Consider the following 15,362-nt stretch of genomic DNA (forward strand, 5'->3'; position numbering starts at 1 on the left):
TCGCGTCGCCGGACGGCTCCTATGCTGGACGCACCTCCTTCCGAGTCGCCGTCCCGATGTCCGCCACGCCGTCCGCCACATCCGCTTCATCCGCCACATCCGCTGCGTCCGCTGCGTCCGCTGCATCCGCTGCATCTGCCCCATCTGCTGTGTCGGCTGCATCCGCCTCAGCCGGACATCCGCCCGACATGCCCGACACCGACGGCGTGCCGTTGCCGCGACGTCACGCCGCGGTCGCCGCGCTGCTCGGCGCGATCGCGCTGGTGGTGCTGGACGGCGCGATCGCCAACGTCGCGCTGCCCAACATCGCGCAGACCCTCGACAGCTCGCCGGCCGATGCCATCTGGGTCGCGACGGCCTATCAGCTGGCGGTGGTGATGTTCCTGCTGCCGGCATCGGCCCTGGGCGAGCGGCTCGGCTATCGGCGCGTGTTCGTCGCGGGCGTCTCGCTTTTCACCGCGGCCTCGGCGCTGTGCGCGCTGGCTCCTTCGCTGGGCTGGCTGGTGGCGGGGCGCTGCCTGCAGGGCCTGGGCAGCGCGGCGGTGATGCCGCTCGGCCTGGCGCTGCTGCGTTTCACCTATCCGAAGCGGCTGCTCGGACAGGCCATCGCGTACAACGCGCTGGCGGTCGCGGGCGCGTCGGCGGCCGGACCCGCCATCGGCGCGGCCATCCTGTCGGTGGCCGGCTGGCCGTGGCTGTTCGCGGTGAACCTGCCGGTCGGCCTGCTGGTGCTGATCGCCGCGCGCGGATTGCCCAGCACGCCGGGCACCCGGCGGCCGATCGATGTCGTGAGCGTCGCCCTCAACGCGGGCATGTTCGCGGCCTTCGTGCTCGGCGGCGACCAGGTGCTGGCGAAGCCGCTGGAAGGCGGCGCGCTGCTGATCGCGGCGATCGTCTGCGGCGCGCTGCTGGTCCGCCGCGAGCTGCCGCGCGCGGCGCCGCTGATCCCGATCGACCTGCTGCGCTCGCCGTCGTTCCGGATGTCGATCATCGCGTCGGTGTGCTGCTTCACCGGGCAGATGGCGAGCTATGTCGCGCTGCCGTTCTACATGCATCACGTGCTGGGCCTGAGCGTGCTCGAGACCGGACTGCTGATGACGCCGTGGCCGCTGGCGGTGATGCTGGCCGCGCCCTTGTCCGGTCGACTGGCCGACCGCCTGCCGACGGCCTGGCTCTGCGCGGCCGGCGCCGGCGGTCTCGCTGCGGGGCTCGCGCTCTGCGCCGCATGGCCGGCGCAGGCGGACCCGCGGCCGTTGCTGGTCGTCTTCACCGCGCTGGCGGGACTGGGATTCGGCTTCTTCCAGACGCCCAACAACCGCAACATGCTGCTGTCCGCGCCGAAGGAGCGCAGCGGCGCGGCCGGCGGCGCGCAAGGCGTGGCACGGCTGACCGGTCAGACGCTGGGCAGCCTGTTGATGGGGCTGCTGTTCACGTGGCTGCCGGCTTCACGGGCCTCGCATGCGGGGCTCGGCATGGCTGCGGGATTCGCGCTGGTCGCAGGCCTCGTGAGCGTGTGGCGGGGAAAGACGGCGCGATGACGCAATGAGGCGACGTGCTGTGTCCTTGACCGATTCGATATGAAACCGAGGGCTGGGTGAAATTGAAGGTTTTTCCACGGGTGGAGACTGATCGCCTGCTCAACAACTGGATCCCTCCAACATGCAGGCACACACGATTTCCCCCGGCGCCGCCACGCCCTTCATTTCCCATCGCCACTCGCCGAAGTCCCGCAAGTCAGGTCGCCACGCGGGTCATCGAGAACATGGTTGGTCCGTGTACCAGGAACGGTTTGTCCTGGACCGGCTGGATCAGCTCTCGTCGGACGTGTCCGGTCTCAAGACGGCCTTCGGCGCGCTCGATGCTCGCATCGACGGCATCGACTTGCGGATAGACAGGATCGAGACGAGGATGGACCGCCTGGAAGACAAGGTAGATGGCTCGTTCAAGACCTTGTCGGACAAGATTGACGTATTGGGCGGCAAGGTGGACAAGGCGCTGGAGACGCAGGCGTTCCAACGCGGTGCCGGCTGGGTGATCGGCTGTCTGTTGGTCGGTATGGTCTCCACGTTGGGCTGGGTCGGTGCCCGCGTCGTGGATAGGACGCACATCACCTTCAGCCTTCCCACGGAGCCCCAGCATGCGATGGCAACACCAACACCGACGCCGACGCCGGAGGCTCCTTGACCGCCGCGTGGCAGCGGTGGCTCAGAATTTTGCGATTGACCCTCAATGACAAAGGCCCGGAGGCAAACGCCATCCGGGCCTTTTGCATGCCGGGGGTGGAGATCAGTTGCCGCGGACGGCCTTGACCTCGACGGGTCGCAGGTCGATCGCGGCGCGGTCCAGCACGCCGTTGACGTACTTGTGGCCGTCCGTGCCGCCGAAGGACTTGGCCAGTTCGACGGCCTCGTTGATCGCGACCTTGTACGGGATGTCGATGCAGTTCTTCAGCTCGTACGCGCCGATCATCAGGATCGCATGCTCGATCGGCGACAGCTCGGTCGTCTTGCGGTCCGCGTGACGGGCCAGCACCGCGTCGAGATCGGCCGCTTCCTCGATCGCGCCGTTGAAGAGCTTGTCGTAATGACCGCGGTCAGCCTTCTCGAAGCCGTCCTGCTCGCGCGTGTGCGCGTCGATCACGCCGAGGTCGTCGCCGGTCACCAGCCACTGGTAGATGCCTTGCAGCGCATGCTCGCGCGAACGGCGGCGCGCCGACTTGGCCGGCGCCTTCTTCGCGCCCGGCTTGCCTGCGGTCTTGCCGGCGGGGGTGTTGTCCTTGGTGTTCACTTGAGTTCTTTCAGCAGCTGTGCCATTTCGACGGCAACGGTCCCGGCATCGCGGCCCTTGTCTTCGGCCCGCGCCCAGGCCTGTTCCTCGTTCTCGACCGTCAGGATCGCGTTGGCGATCGGCAGGCGGTGGTCCAGCGTCAGGCGCGTCACGCCGGCGCCGCTCTCGTTGGCGACCAGCTCGAAGTGATAGGTCTCGCCGCGGATGATGCAGCCCAGCGCGACGAGCGCGTCGAACCTGCCGCTGACGGCCATCGCCTGCAGCGCCACCGGCACTTCCAGCGCGCCCGGCACGGTCACGTGGCGGATGTCGGCATCCTGGACGCCCAGACGGGCGAGTTCGCCCAGGCAGGCCTTGGCCAGCGCCGTCGTCAACTCGTCGTTGAACCGTGCCTGGACGATGCCGACGCGCAGGCCCCGTCCGTCCAATCGGGTCGACTGACCCTTGTCAGATCCTTGCATGCGGTCCTCAGCAATTCTTGTCGTTGGCACCGGCCTGGGCGGCCTGGAAACCGGTCACTTCCAGCCCATAGCCGGTCATGCTCGGCATGCGGCGCGGGCTGCCCAGCAGCTTCATCCGCTGCACGCCGAGTTCGCGCAGGATCTGCGCGCCGACGCCGTAGGTGCGCAGGTCCATGGTCTGCCGGGTGTCTTCCGACGCGGCCGGCTGCAGGCGCGCCAGCAGCGCGTCCGCGTCCTCGCCGCAGTTCAGCAGCACCGCGACGCCGGAGCCCTCGCGCTGGATCGCCGCCAGCGCCTGCGGCAGCGGCCAGCTGTGGCCGCATCGGCCGGCGTCGAGCAGGTCCATCGCCGAGAAGGGCTCGTGCACCCGCACCAGCACCTCCTGGTCGGGCTGCCATTGGCCCAGCGCCAGCGCCATGTGCACGTTGTTCGAGCGGTCGCGGAAGACGTGGCAGTCGAAGCGGCCTTCGCGCGTGTCCAGCGGACGCTGCGCGATGCGCTGCACGATCGACTCGTTGCGGCTGCGGTACTCGATCAGGTCGGCGATGGTGCCGATCTTCAGGCCGTGTTCCTTGGCGAAGATCTCCAGATCCGGCAGACGGGCCATGGTGCCGTCGTCGTTCATGATCTCGCAGATCACGCCGGCGGGCGTCAGGCCGGCCATGCGCGACAGGTCGCAGCCGGCTTCGGTGTGGCCGGCCCGCATGAGCACGCCCCCGTCCTGCGCCTGCAGCGGGAAGATGTGGCCCGGCTGCACGAGGTCCGACGCGACCGCGCCCTTGGCGACCGCCGCCTGCACGGTCCGCGCGCGATCGGCGGCGGAGATGCCGGTGGTGACGCCGGTGGCCGCCTCGATCGACACGGTGAAGGCCGTGCCGTGCTTGGTGCCGTTGCGGGTGGCCATCGGCGGCAGCTGCAGCTGCTCGCAGCGCTCGCGGGTCAGGGTCAGGCAGATCAGGCCCCGGCCATGCTTGGCCATGAAGTTGATCGCCTCCGGCGTGACGTGGTCGGCGGCGAGGACGAGGTCCCCCTCGTTCTCGCGGTCCTCTTCGTCGACGAGGATGACCATGCGGCCGGCCGCCAGCTCGGCGACCAGCTCGGGAATCGGTGAAATAGGCATGGGTGCGATTGTAGGCGGGGCGGCCCGGTGGTCGGGGGCGCGGGGTTCCTCGGGAAGGTCGGGCGATCCTGGCGTTGCGAAGCTGACGCGCCCGATGCGGCTGAAGTCGCTGAAGTCGCTAGGCCGATGAAGCAGCGAGCGGCCGCAGTCTCAGCCGCAGATCGCCCCCGACGGGCTGGCAGTCGACCATCCGGAAGCGCGGCGCCCCGTCGAGCGCCGTCAGACCGCCCAGGTCGACCATGCCGCGGCCCTCGCCCAGCAGCATCGGCGCGACGTAGATCAACAGTTCGTCGATCAGTCCCGCCCGCAACAGCGAGCCGTTGAGCTTGTAGCCGGCCTCGATGTGGAGCTCATTGACCTGCCGTCGGCCGAGGTCGCGGATCGCCGCGCCCAGGTCGACCTTGCCCCTGGTCGGGTCGGCGACGGAGACCAGCTCCGCCCCGCGCGCCGCCAGCGCGGCGCCACGCTCGCCCGGCTCGGCCAGGGCGTGATAGATCAGCAGTTGCCCGGGCGGCGCCAGCAGGCGCGCGTCCGGGGACAGCTCCAGGCGCGAGTCGATCAACACGCGCTGCGGCTGCAGCACGGTGTCGACGTCCCGGACATCCAGGCGCGGATCGTCCTCGCGCGCGGTGCCGATGCCGGTCAGCACGGCGCCGGCACGACGCCGCCAGGCGTGGCCGTCGCGCCGGGCGTCGGGGCCGGTGATCCATTGGCTGACGCCGTTCGAGAGCGCGGTCCGCCCGTCGAGGGACGCGGCGATCTTCATCCGCACGAAGGGGCGTCCGTGCTGCATGCGGGTCAGGAAACCGATGTTGAGCTCGTGCGCCTCGACGGCGGACGGATGGGCGGTCGGCAGCACCTCCGTGGCGATGCCGGCGGCGCGCATCCGCGCGAGTCCCTGACCGGCGACCTGCGGGTTCGGGTCGCCGAGCGCGACCACGACCCGTCCGACGCCGGCCGCGATCAGCGCGTCGCAGCAGGGCGGGGTGCGGCCATGGTGGGCGCAGGGTTCGAGGGTCACGTAAACGGTCGTGCCGCGCACGTCCTGACCCCGGGCCTGGGCATCGCGCAAGGCCATGACCTCGGCGTGGGCCTGTCCGGCGGCCTGCGTGTGCCCCTGGCCGAGCACGCGATCCTCGCCGTCGACGATGACACAGCCCACACGGGGGTTGGGGTCGGTGAGGCCGACCGCGTCATGGGCCAGGCGCACCGCCTCGGCCATCCAACGGTCGTCGCGCGGCCGCGTGGAGGCGCTGGATGCGGCGGAGGCGCCGGACGCGCCCGAGGCAGTGGCCGGCGGCGGGCGGGAGGGCGGTTCGGGCGGCAGGGCGGGCGATCGGACGTCTTGCATGGCGCGGAGTCTAGCGGCGCGATCCCGGCGGGAGTTGCAGCAGGCCGGAGAGGGCTGGATCGGTGAGGGGGAGCAGGCTCTCGAGGGTGACGGACCGGGACCGTCCGGTGCGATCCGTCCACTGCACGCGCACCTGCACAGGTCGCAGCGGCGGCGTGACGGCTCCGGCCCCGGCCTCCGGCGCGCTCTCGTCGGCGCCGCGGCCCAGCGCGTCGGCCGCGGGCACCGCGCGGCCCGCGATGGCGAACTCGATGTCCGGTCCTTCCCAGGACAGCGCGGGGGAGGGGCCGCCCGGCTGCCAGCGCCAGCGTTCGAGTTCGTTGTGGGCGAGGCGCAGGGCCTGATCCTGGTGGCGGGCCTCGTCTGCGGCCACGCGCAGCCGGGCCTGCAACGTCATGAGGGCCACCGCGCCGATGGACAGCAGCACCAGCGCGACCAGCGCCTCGACGATCGTGAATCCGCGGCCGATACGGCGACGGACGCGACCGGATCGAGGATGGTGAAGGGATCGGGCAAGGGATTGGGGAAGGCTCTTCATCGTGTCGGTGTCCAGCCGCCAGGGACCGGGACGAAACTGCCCATCTGTCGATGGATGCGATAGAGGACGGCGGCGTCATGGATCAATTCGACCGAGCCCGCCTTGTCGACACGGGCATCGCTGACCACCGCCCCGCGCAACGAAGTCGGCATGCCGGCAGGCGGGTGCCAGTCGACGCCGTCCCGCGCGTAGAGCACGCCTTGCGGATGGCCGGGCGCGGTGAGGTCCAGCCGCCCGTCGACGACCAGCACGAGCGGCGTGCCGTCGAGTGCCGACGCTGGCCATTGGGACAGGTGTGCGTCGCCGTCGATCCAGATCAGGCGGCGCCCGCGCGCCAGCGCCTGGGCGAGCGAGCCGTCGCAATCGCCGCCACAGCGCAGTCGGGTGATGGCGGGCTGGTCGCGATAGCGTCCCGGCGGATAACCGAAGACCCGGAGAAAGCTCCCCGGCCCCTCCACCAGGGCGGACGGAGGCGGCACGCGCAGCGCGCTGAGGAGCGCCAGATGCTGGGCCGACTCGGCCACGCCGATCGGGCCGTTGGCGACATCGTCGCAGTCCGCCCGGCGGTCGCTGCAGCCGCGTGCGATCAGCTTCAGCTGCCCCGGCCCACCCGCGTCGGCGAAGCGGATGCTGAACTGCGGTTGCGCTTCGCCGTCGGCGCGCGGTCCGCCCGCATCCGCGTTGCCGGAGGTGCCGCAGCGGCAGGACCAACGCAGGGGCCCGGAGTTCGCACAGGCCGGCGTTGCCGATGCGGCCGGTGCTGGCGCCGCGGCAGCTGCAGCTGCTGGCGGCGAGCCTGGCGCGTGATAGTAGCCATCGGCGCCGATCAGCAGGAATCGGCCGCGGAAGTCAGACGATGTCGCGCCGTCGACCCCTGGTCCCGTCGTCGCGGGCCTGCAGGCCTCGTCGATGGCCCCGCCGTTGAGCATGGCGACCGCCCAGGCCATGCCGGACTCGGCGGCCTCGGAGGCCGTGGCGGCCCGCAGGTCGTTGGCCGCCACGCGTTGCGCCGTTGCCAACTGCCGCGCCGCCCAGGCGGCTCCCAGTGCCAGCACGCCCAGCAGCACCATGCACATCGCCAGCGTGCCCAGGCCTCGCTCGTTCCGCCGGGTCATGGGCAGGCTCCCGAGAGCGCGTGGTTGTGCAACTGGCTCAACAGTTCGAGGTGATGGCTGACGCGCGGGTCATGCACGGCCTCGGCATCGACGGTCAGGGTCACCAGGCGCGCGGACAAGGTCGGCGGGCAGGCGCCGCCACCAGCGCCCGAGCCCGAGCCGGAGCCGGAGCCGGAGCCGGAGCCGGAGGCACAGGCCGGGTCGCACGCGTCCCCCAACGGATACGCCTGCGACGCGAGTCGCACCTCCAGCCGCCGCACGCGCAGCAGGTCGGGATCCGTCAGCGGCTGGTAGCGGCCCGCGATCAACTGGTCGATCCGACCGTCGTTCAAGCGGAAGCCGGAGGTCTCGCGGACGCTCCCGCCGCCGGGGGCACTCCCGTCCCGGGCGAAGCTGTAGGTCAGGCGCCGGCCGGCGTCCTCGACCGTGAGATCCGCGTAGGGATTGCGGACCGGCGCGTCGGTATCGTCCTGCCAGACGCCGTCCTGCGCACGGTCCCAGAACGCCGCGCGACGCAGGTCACGCAGCAGGAGTTCGGCGGTGGCGCGCAGTTCCTGCTGGACCTGCAGTTCCAGCATCAGCCGGTGGTGCTCGCCGAGCTGGACGCCCGCCATCGAGAACGCTCCGGCCAGGAGCAGGAGACCGATCGTCAGTCCGATCATGAATTCGACGAGTGTGAAGCCTCGCGCGGATCCTCGTATGGAGCCTCGTGTGGAGCCATGTGTGGAGCCATGTGTCAAAGCGCTTGTGAAGTCGCGTTTGAACGCATGCGTGAAGCGAGGCGGGCGGCCGCACGGCGCGCAGCGTTGGCAGAGGTGTTTCGTCATGCTTGCTCCGTCACTGTGGCCAGCAGGCGTCTGCCTGCTCGACCCCTTGCTCGTCGAATCCGGTGGTGTAGACCGCGCCGAGTTCCAGCCGCAGCGTCAGCACGCGGCATCGACGGTCGGCGGACTGGCTGCCTTGCGCGACGGCCTCGGCCCGGTAGCGCGTGGCGTCGGCCTGGACGAGGCGCAGCCGATAGAGCCCGCCCTTCGTCGTCGCGGGCTGCTCGATGTCTTCGAGGCGGTCGGCGTATCGCGGGCTGCGCGAGCGGAAACGCTCCTGCGCGAGCTGGATCTCCTGCAGCGCCTCGCGCGCCTCGGCGCGCCGGCCCTTCATGACCTGATCGCGGAAACCGGGGAGCGTCAGCGCCGCCAGCACGGCAACGATCGCCAGCACGGTCAGGATCTCGATCAACGAGAAACCGCGCCGGCCCATTGGCTTGCCTTCTCGCATGCCCTTTCGCATGCCTTTTCGCATGCCCTGTCGCATGCCCTGTCGCATGTTCATTCGCACGTTGGTTCGCGCTGTCATGCGGGGCTTCCTCGGCGGCTTCACCAGTGGCTTCACCGACGACGGCGTCAGCGGCGTCATGCGCACCTCGGCAGGCGGTTCAGCGCGCCATCGGGCGTGCAGCTGCGCACGCGGCCCGTGATGCTCACAATGTGACGGACCGTGCCGATGCTGGCGATGCGGACCTCGACCGTGCCGCTGACCGACACGGTCCCCTGGCGTCCGCTGAACAGCATCGACGGCACGTTGGCCGTGACCTCCGGCCGTCCCCGATCTCGCACCCAGCGCGCCTGCTTGATCGCCTGCGCGTCGGCGCGGCAGGTGGGTGGCGCATCCAGGTGGCAGTCGCAGCCGCCGGCGGCGCCGGTGTGCAGCACGTAGCAGCGGCCGCTGCCGCTGACGGCGGATTCATCGCCGCCGAATCGCAGGCTCACGTTGCGCGAGCCCTGGATCGCCTCGCTGCGAGCCAGTTGAAGATCGCCGAGGACGGCCTGCGCGGCATTCGCGAGTCGCTGGCGCCAGAGCCAGTCGCGCAGGTCGGGCCCGGCGAGCAGGGCCACGAGCACGACCAGCGCGACGCTGACCAGCACCTCGATGAGGCTGATGCCGCGCGGGGCGGTGGGGCGATGGCAGGGGAACGGGGAAGCGGAGGGCTGCAAGGAAGATCTCCCGAAGAGTTGCCAGGAACTCTAGGGAGACGGCGGCCGTTGCGCTTCGCCTTCAGGAGGGGAAAGCCGGCCCGCTGAAGGGGGCCGGCTTTTGGGGGATGCGCGGGGGATGCGCCTGAAAAGTCCGTGAAGGCCGCGTCAATGACGCACGACTTCAGTGCCGCACACGCGCGGCGCCCCGCGACCTCAGATGTCTCGGATCAACTGCCGGAACTCGTCGACGTCCTCGAACGAGCGGTACACCGACGCGAAGCGCACGTAGGCCACCTTGTCGATGCGCTTGAGCTCGCGCATCACGTGCTCGCCCAGCTTGGTCGACGGGATCTCGCGCACGCCGGTGCTGAGCAGCTTCTCCTGGATGCGCTCCAGCGCCGCGTCGATCTGCTCGATGCTCACCGGCCGCTTGCGCAGCGCCAGCGTCATCGACGCGCGCAGCTTGCCCATGTCGAACTCGGCGCGCGTGCCGTCCTTCTTCACGACCATCGGCAGCGCGATGTCCGCGCGCTCGTAGGTCGTGAAGCGCTTGTCACAGGACTGGCAGCGACGGCGGCGACGCACCACGTCGCCTTCGTCGGACTCCCGGGTCTCCGACACCTGCGTGTCGCCGTGACCGCAGAACGGGCATCGCATGCGCCGCGGACCCGCTTCAGCGGTAGACCGGGAACTGACGCGTCAGCTCGGCCACCTGCTCGCGCACGCGGGCCAGGTTGGCCTCGTCGTGCGGGTTGTCCAGCACGTCGGCGATCAGGTGGGCGGTCTTGCGGACCTGCTCCTCCTTGAAGCCACGCGTGGTCATCGCCGGCGTGCCCAGGCGGACGCCGCTGGTCACCATCGGCTTCTGCGGGTCGTTCGGGATGCCGTTCTTGTTGCAGGTCATGTGGGCCGCGCCCAGGATGGCCTCGGCTTCCTTGCCGGTCAGGTTCTTCGGACGCAGGTCCACCAGCATCACGTGGCTCTGCGTGCCGCCGGAGACGATGCGCAGGCCGCGCTCGATCAGCGTGTCGGCCAGCACCTTGGCGTTGGCGACGACCTGCTGCTGGTAGGCCTTGAACTCGGGCGTCAGCGCTTCCTTGAAGGCCACCGCCTTGCCGGCGATCACGTGCATCAGCGGACCGCCCTGGATGCCGGGGAAGATCGCCGAGTTGATCTTCTTGGCGATCGCTTCGTCGTTGGTCAGGATGATGCCGCCGCGCGGGCCGCGCAGGCTCTTGTGCGTCGTCGAGGTCACGACGTCGGCGTGCGGCAGCGGGTTCGGATAGACACCCGCGGCGATCAGGCCGGCGTAGTGCGCCATGTCGACCATGAAGTAGGCGCCGATCTCCTTGGCGATCTTGCCGAAGCGCTCGAAGTCGATGTGCAGCGAGTACGCCGACGCGCCCGCGATGATCAGCTTGGGCTTCTTCTCGCGCGCCAGCGCTTCCATCGCGTCGTAGTCGATCGCTTCCTTGGCGTCCAGGCCGTAGGAGATGACGTTGAACCACTTGCCGCTCATGTTCAGCGCCATGCCGTGGGTCAGGTGGCCGCCTTCGGCCAGGCTCATGCCCATGATGGTGTCGCCGGGCTGCAGCAGCGCGAAGAACACGCCCTGGTTGGCCTGCGAGCCGCTGTTGGGCTGCACGTTGGCGAACTCGGCGCCGTAGAGCTGCTTCAGGCGGTCGATCGCCAGCTGCTCGACGATGTCCACGTACTCGCAGCCGCCGTAGTAGCGCTTGCCGGGATAGCCCTCCGCATACTTGTTGGTCAGCTGGCTGCCCTGGGCTTCCATCACCGCCGGAGAGGTGTAGTTCTCCGAGGCGATCAGCTCGATGTGGTCTTCCTGGCGCCGGGTCTCCTGCTGGATGGCGGCGAAGACTTCGGCGTCGACGTTGGCGAGGGTCTGTTGGGTGCGGTCAAACATGATGATGTCGGCTCAAGGGTTGGCGCCGCCCGGCCGGCAACGCATCGGCGTGGTCGCCATTCTTCTGGAATGACAGCGACCCGGCGACGGAGGACGGAACGACGGCGGCCCAGGCGAACGGCACGGACAGCCAGGGAGATCCCCGGCCGTTCGCGCTTCCCGGTGGTGGCCCACCTCGGGCGACGCCTGTGCGGAGACCGATCCGTCTCCGGGCAGGGCGCCCTGATCGCCAGTTGCGCGAAGCCCGCAGTGTAGCCGCACCGTCGAGGGGCGCCGGGCATCTCGTGACATTGTTCCCACGGCAGTGGGGTCGCCGGCTTCGCCCAATGAGAAACGGGTTCCCGTGGAACCCGTTGATCGAAGTCGCGGAACGAGCGTTCAGCGCATGACGGCGGTCATGGCGACCTGCTCGCCGGTCGAGGCCGGCGCGGACGCCGGCTCGCGGATCGGACGCGGCGCCGACGGGCTGACGTTGCGCCCCTGGGCGACGGCCTTCAGCAGGTCCTGCTCGGCCAGCACGCGCGAGGCGTAGCCGGTGTCGTCGGGCAGGTTGGCGGCACCGACGTAGCGGCGCAGGCCCTCCTCGAGGCTGCCGGCGCGCTGGATGCACTCCTTGAGCACCTGGACGCCGACGCGCAGGTTGGTGACGGGGTCGAAGGCGGCCAGGTTGCCGCCGAAGGCCTCGTACTTGTCGTCATGGACGCGCGTCATCACCTGCATCAGGCCCTGGGCGCCGACGGCACTCTGGGCGAACGGGTTGAAACCGGATTCGATCGCCATGATGGACAGGATCAGCGTCGGCTCGACACGGGCGCGCTGGCCGACTTCCCAGGCTTCCTTGACCAGTCGGCTGACCGGTTCCGGCGCGACGCGGTAGCGTCTGGCCAGGTAGTTGGCCACCAGCGCCTGTTGACGGGTGAGCTCCTTCGGATCCACCGCGGTGGCGCGGGTGATCGCGTCGGGCTCGGCCATCAGGGCGAGCACGTCGCCGGAAGCCTCGACGCGCGCCTCGTGGCGCGCATTGAGCCAACCCAGCACCTGGCCTTCCAGCTGCTGGCGCAGGTCGGCCTGGCTGGCGAAGACCAGCCCGACGGCGACGACGGCGAAGCCCACCAGGGCGAGCGTGTTGTGGCTGACGACCAGGAGGCCCTGGCCGATGTCCTTGACGAAAAGCACCAGGGCGGCTTGCGCCTGGCGGGGCAGGGATAGCAGGTCTGAACGCGCTGTCATGCGACTCCTTTCTCCGACCACGCCCGGTGTGTGTCTGGCGAGCCGCTCGAAGCGTTCACTCGCGGGACACCCACCTGGGGGTGGTGATAATGGGCCGGCTCGGGCGTCGTCGACGGCCTGGAGGGCTCTCAGAGGGCTCCGGGCTCTTGGTGCGACAGACGGGCGATCCAGCGTCCATTGGCAGCACACCGGCTTCGCTTCCCACAGCGAGAACCGGGATAACCCTGGGGTCAGGGCAGGGCGCGATTCTATGGATCAAAAATAACCCGTCAACCGTATGGGCCATGTTCTTAAATACTTTTGGTTATGAAGTACCGAGATCTGCGTGACTTTATGGGCGCTTTGGAGGCCATGGGCGAGCTGCGCCGCGTGGCCGAGCCGGTGTCCCCGGTGCTCGAGATGACGGCCGTCAGCGACCTGGTCCTCAAGGCGGAAGGCCCGGCGCTGCTGTTCGAACAGCCGACCGGCTACCGGATGCCGGTGCTGGCGAACCTGTTCGGGACGCCGCGGCGCGTGGCGCTGGGCATGGGGGCCCAGTCGACCACCCAGTTGAGGGAGGTCGGGCAGCTGCTGGCGACGCTGAAGGAGCCGGAGCCGCCGCGCGGCCTGCGCGACGTGGGCAAGCTGGCGCAGATGGGCAAGGCGCTGTGGGACATGAAGCCGTCGCTGGTCAAGCGGCCGGCCTGTCAGGAGCAGGTGATCGAGGGCGACGACGTCGACCTGAAGCGATTGCCGATCCAGACCTGCTGGCCCGGCGACGTCGGCCCGCTGCTGACCTGGGGGCTGGTGGTGACGCGGGGGCCGCAGAAGATCGCGAACCCGCGCCTGCGTCAGAACCTCGGTATCTATAGACAGCAATTGATCGGCAAGCGGCAACTGATCATGCGCTGGCTGGCGCATCGCGGGGGTGCCCTGGATTTCCGCGACTTCGGCATCGCGAATCCGGGACAGCCGTTCCCCATCGCCGTGGCGCTCGGCGCCGACCCGGCGACGACGCTGGGCGCGGTGACGCCGGTGCCGGACACGCTGTCCGAATACCAGTTCGCCGGCCTGCTGCGCGGCTCGCGGACCGAGGTCGCCGACACGAACGTCGGCGAGGCCGGCCGCATGCTGCAGGTGCCGGCGACGGCGGAGATCGTGCTCGAGGGCCACATCCCGCCGGCGGCGCCGGGCTTCACCGGCCACAGCGAGGACGGCATCCCGCTGAAGGAGAAGGGCGGCTACCTGCACGCGCTGGAAGGGCCCTACGGCGACCACACCGGCTACTACAACGAGCAGGACTGGTTCCCCGTCTTCGAGGTGAACCGGATCACCCAGCGCGAGGGCGCGATCTACCACTCGACCTACACCGGCAAGCCGCCCGACGAGCCCGCGGTGCTGGGCGTGGCGCTGAACGAGGTGTTCGTTCCCATCCTGCAGAAGCAGTTCCCGGAGATCGTCGACTTCTATCTGCCGCCTGAGGGCTGCAGCTACCGGATGGCGGTCATCTCGATCAAGAAGGCCTATCCGGGCCACGCCAAGCGGCTGATGTTCGGCCTGTGGAGCTACCTGCGCCAGTTCATGTACACGAAGTTCATCGTGATCGTGGACGAGGACGTCGACATCCGCAGCTGGCAGGACGTGATCTGGGCGATCACGACGCGCATGGACCCGGTGCGGGACACGACGCTGGTCGAGGGCACGCCGATCGACTACCTGGATTTCGCCTCGCCGGTCAGCGGGCTGGGCGGGAAGATGGGCCTGGACGCGACCAACAAGTGGCCGGGCGAGACGCCGCGCGAATGGGGCCGCGTGATCGAGATGCCGGCCGAGCAGAAAGCCCGTGCGGCGGATCTCTATCAGCGTTTGTTCGGGGGCTAGGAAATTACGGGTTCCCGGGCATCACGGCTTGAAAGGACCGGGAGGCGGACCTAAGGTTGTCTGGCCTTTCCGGCACTTCCTCTGGCGCAGTCTCTGCGCGCCAGGAGCCCTGCGGCAAATCGCCACGGAGCCCCAAAGGCGGCTGGTCCGCCCACCCCTTCCTCGTCCGGCACGTCCGGCGTGGAGGGGGTTTCTATTTGGGCCGTCAATGACCGCCCACGTAGCCCAGCCACTCGTAACCCAGATAACGCGCCCGCGAGATGCCTTCCTGCGAGGGCAGCAGGTCGCGCCATTCGAACCCCGGCAGCGCCAGGCCGAGCGGCGCGGGGACGACCTCCACCTCCGCCGGCAGCGCCTCGCGGAAGGCCCGCAGCGCGCGGCGCATGTGCACGTCGTGCGTGACCAGCACGACGCGCCGGATGGGCTGCCCGCGCAGCAGCTCGGCGGTGAACTGCGCGTTCTCGCGCGTGTCGGTGGCGCGGTCTTCCTTGGCCGCGAGCGTGAAGCCGAATTCCTGCGCCGCGGTGCGCTCGGCCAGCGCCGCTTCGGTCATGCGTTCGTCCGAGGCGTCGCGTGGCGTGCCGCCGGTGAACATCAGCGGGATGCCGGTCCGTCGCGACAACCAGATCCCGTAACGCAGCCGCTCGATCGACAGGGCCTTGAGCTGGGCGCTGCCGTATTCCGGCATCAGCTTGCGGGCGCCGCCGCCGAGCACGACGATGAGGGTCTCCTTGGGCGGGACGTCCTTCAGGCGCTCGACCCGCACGGCCTGCTGCGGCCCCAGAAGCCGGTCCTGCAGCCACAGCGCGCCGAGTTCGGTGCTGCCGACCCAGACGGCGATCAGCCCGGTCGCGAACAGCGCGCCGGAGAGCCAGCGGCGGCGGTGCCGCAGCCACCACGCGAGCAGCAGCAGCGGAAACGCGCCGGTGGGCGGCAGCAGGAAGGCCGCCACCGCATGTATCAGGTCGTTCATCGGGAGCCGGGGATGGGTGTCAGGTGTTGA

General features: G+C 69.8%; 16 protein-coding genes. 3 read left to right on the top strand and 13 right to left on the bottom strand.

The window, feature by feature from the left end:
• Positions 1-188: 188 nt before the first annotated feature.
• Positions 189-1,538 (top strand): MFS transporter, encoded by a 1,350-nt coding sequence (locus ACQ4L4_RS06035; protein WP_431103328.1) that lies wholly within the window; start codon positions 189-191, stop codon positions 1,536-1,538.
• Between the two features lie 121 nt (positions 1,539-1,659).
• Entirely contained in the window at positions 1,660-2,184 is a 525-nt protein-coding gene (locus ACQ4L4_RS06040) for a hypothetical protein (protein WP_431103329.1), read from the top strand.
• Between the two features lie 102 nt (positions 2,185-2,286).
• On the opposite strand, the gene nusB is transcribed toward ACQ4L4_RS06040, so the two are convergent.
• The 12 genes from nusB to ACQ4L4_RS06100 all read right to left on the bottom strand — a co-directional run bounded on the left by nusB (position 2,287) and on the right by ACQ4L4_RS06100 (position 12,499).
• The gene (gene nusB, locus ACQ4L4_RS06045; RefSeq protein WP_431103330.1) at positions 2,287-2,787 is read right to left on the bottom strand and encodes a transcription antitermination factor NusB; all 501 of its coding nucleotides are present in this window, start codon (positions 2,785-2,787) and stop codon (positions 2,287-2,289) included.
• A complete protein-coding gene (gene ribH, locus ACQ4L4_RS06050) occupies positions 2,784-3,248 on the bottom strand; it encodes a 6,7-dimethyl-8-ribityllumazine synthase (protein ID WP_377155325.1) in 465 nt (154 codons plus the stop codon). Before ribH ends, nusB begins: the two co-directional genes overlap by 4 nt.
• A 7-nt stretch (positions 3,249-3,255) precedes the next feature.
• On the bottom strand, positions 3,256-4,368 hold the full coding sequence (ribBA, locus tag ACQ4L4_RS06055) for a bifunctional 3,4-dihydroxy-2-butanone-4-phosphate synthase/GTP cyclohydrolase II (RefSeq protein WP_431103332.1): 1,113 nt from the start codon (positions 4,366-4,368) through the stop codon (positions 3,256-3,258).
• Positions 4,369-4,486: 118 nt separating this feature from the next.
• The gene (gene ribD / locus ACQ4L4_RS06060; protein ID WP_431104886.1) at positions 4,487-5,590 is read right to left on the bottom strand and encodes a bifunctional diaminohydroxyphosphoribosylaminopyrimidine deaminase/5-amino-6-(5-phosphoribosylamino)uracil reductase RibD; all 1,104 of its coding nucleotides are present in this window, start codon (positions 5,588-5,590) and stop codon (positions 4,487-4,489) included.
• 139 nt (positions 5,591-5,729) lie between these two features.
• Positions 5,730-6,257, bottom strand: coding sequence for a type IV pilus modification PilV family protein (locus ACQ4L4_RS06065; protein WP_431103334.1), 528 nt, complete (start codon positions 6,255-6,257; stop codon positions 5,730-5,732).
• Positions 6,254-7,372, bottom strand: a complete 1,119-nt coding sequence (locus ACQ4L4_RS06070; RefSeq protein ID WP_431103335.1) for a hypothetical protein — start codon at positions 7,370-7,372, stop codon at positions 6,254-6,256. Before ACQ4L4_RS06070 ends, ACQ4L4_RS06065 begins: the two co-directional genes overlap by 4 nt.
• The gene (locus tag ACQ4L4_RS06075) at positions 7,369-8,199 is read right to left on the bottom strand and encodes a PulJ/GspJ family protein (protein WP_431103336.1); all 831 of its coding nucleotides are present in this window, start codon (positions 8,197-8,199) and stop codon (positions 7,369-7,371) included. The genes ACQ4L4_RS06070 and ACQ4L4_RS06075 overlap by 4 nt, the downstream gene beginning before the upstream one ends.
• 10 nt (positions 8,200-8,209) lie before the next feature.
• Positions 8,210-8,647 (bottom strand): type IV pilin protein, encoded by a 438-nt coding sequence (locus ACQ4L4_RS06080; protein ID WP_431103337.1) that lies wholly within the window; start codon positions 8,645-8,647, stop codon positions 8,210-8,212.
• A 134-nt stretch (positions 8,648-8,781) separates the two neighbouring features.
• Positions 8,782-9,363 carry a pilus assembly FimT family protein gene (locus tag ACQ4L4_RS06085; protein WP_431103338.1) on the bottom strand — a complete coding sequence of 194 codons (582 nt, stop codon included), beginning with the start codon at positions 9,361-9,363 and terminating at the stop codon, positions 8,782-8,784.
• A gap of 195 nt (positions 9,364-9,558) precedes the next feature.
• Entirely contained in the window at positions 9,559-10,002 is a 444-nt protein-coding gene (nrdR, locus tag ACQ4L4_RS06090) for a transcriptional regulator NrdR (protein WP_067271194.1), read from the bottom strand.
• 16 nt (positions 10,003-10,018) lie between these two features.
• Positions 10,019-11,269, bottom strand: a complete 1,251-nt coding sequence (glyA, locus tag ACQ4L4_RS06095; protein ID WP_377155318.1) for a serine hydroxymethyltransferase — start codon at positions 11,267-11,269, stop codon at positions 10,019-10,021.
• A 378-nt stretch (positions 11,270-11,647) separates the two neighbouring features.
• Positions 11,648-12,499, bottom strand: a complete 852-nt coding sequence (locus ACQ4L4_RS06100; RefSeq protein WP_431103340.1) for a transglycosylase SLT domain-containing protein — start codon at positions 12,497-12,499, stop codon at positions 11,648-11,650.
• Positions 12,500-12,805: 306 nt separating this feature from the next.
• Between ACQ4L4_RS06100 and ACQ4L4_RS06105 the strand changes: the two genes are divergently transcribed.
• Positions 12,806-14,359, top strand: coding sequence for a UbiD family decarboxylase domain-containing protein (locus ACQ4L4_RS06105; RefSeq protein ID WP_431103342.1), 1,554 nt, complete (start codon positions 12,806-12,808; stop codon positions 14,357-14,359).
• 205 nt (positions 14,360-14,564) lie between these two features.
• On the opposite strand, the gene ACQ4L4_RS06110 is transcribed toward ACQ4L4_RS06105, so the two are convergent.
• A complete protein-coding gene (locus tag ACQ4L4_RS06110) occupies positions 14,565-15,332 on the bottom strand; it encodes a YdcF family protein (protein ID WP_431103343.1) in 768 nt (255 codons plus the stop codon).
• Between the last annotated feature and the right edge of the window lie 30 nt (positions 15,333-15,362).

The sequence above is a fragment of the Roseateles noduli genome, assembly GCF_050626985.1.
GTDB lineage: Bacteria > Pseudomonadota > Gammaproteobacteria > Burkholderiales > Burkholderiaceae_C > Roseateles > Roseateles noduli_A.

Excerpts from the sequence above, each read along its gene's own strand:
- ACQ4L4_RS06035 (WP_431103328.1), top strand. The coding sequence starts at position 189 with ATGCCCGACACCGACGGCGTGCCGTTGCCGCGACGTCACGCCGCGGTC.
- ACQ4L4_RS06040 (WP_431103329.1), top strand. The coding sequence starts at position 1,660 with ATGCAGGCACACACGATTTCCCCCGGCGCCGCCACGCCCTTCATTTCC.
- ribH (WP_377155325.1), bottom strand. The coding sequence starts at position 3,248 with ATGCAAGGATCTGACAAGGGTCAGTCGACCCGATTGGACGGACGGGGC.
- ribBA (WP_431103332.1), bottom strand. The coding sequence starts at position 4,368 with ATGCCTATTTCACCGATTCCCGAGCTGGTCGCCGAGCTGGCGGCCGGC.
- ribD (WP_431104886.1), bottom strand. The coding sequence starts at position 5,590 with ATGGCCGAGGCGGTGCGCCTGGCCCATGACGCGGTCGGCCTCACCGAC.
- ACQ4L4_RS06065 (WP_431103334.1), bottom strand. The coding sequence starts at position 6,257 with ATGAAGAGCCTTCCCCAATCCCTTGCCCGATCCCTTCACCATCCTCGA.
- ACQ4L4_RS06070 (WP_431103335.1), bottom strand. The coding sequence starts at position 7,372 with ATGACCCGGCGGAACGAGCGAGGCCTGGGCACGCTGGCGATGTGCATG.
- ACQ4L4_RS06075 (WP_431103336.1), bottom strand. The coding sequence starts at position 8,199 with ATGACGAAACACCTCTGCCAACGCTGCGCGCCGTGCGGCCGCCCGCCT.
- ACQ4L4_RS06080 (WP_431103337.1), bottom strand. The coding sequence starts at position 8,647 with ATGCGAGAAGGCAAGCCAATGGGCCGGCGCGGTTTCTCGTTGATCGAG.
- nrdR (WP_067271194.1), bottom strand. The coding sequence starts at position 10,002 with ATGCGATGCCCGTTCTGCGGTCACGGCGACACGCAGGTGTCGGAGACC.
- glyA (WP_377155318.1), bottom strand. The coding sequence starts at position 11,269 with ATGTTTGACCGCACCCAACAGACCCTCGCCAACGTCGACGCCGAAGTC.
- ACQ4L4_RS06100 (WP_431103340.1), bottom strand. The coding sequence starts at position 12,499 with ATGACAGCGCGTTCAGACCTGCTATCCCTGCCCCGCCAGGCGCAAGCC.
- ACQ4L4_RS06105 (WP_431103342.1), top strand. The coding sequence starts at position 12,806 with ATGAAGTACCGAGATCTGCGTGACTTTATGGGCGCTTTGGAGGCCATG.
- ACQ4L4_RS06110 (WP_431103343.1), bottom strand. The coding sequence starts at position 15,332 with ATGAACGACCTGATACATGCGGTGGCGGCCTTCCTGCTGCCGCCCACC.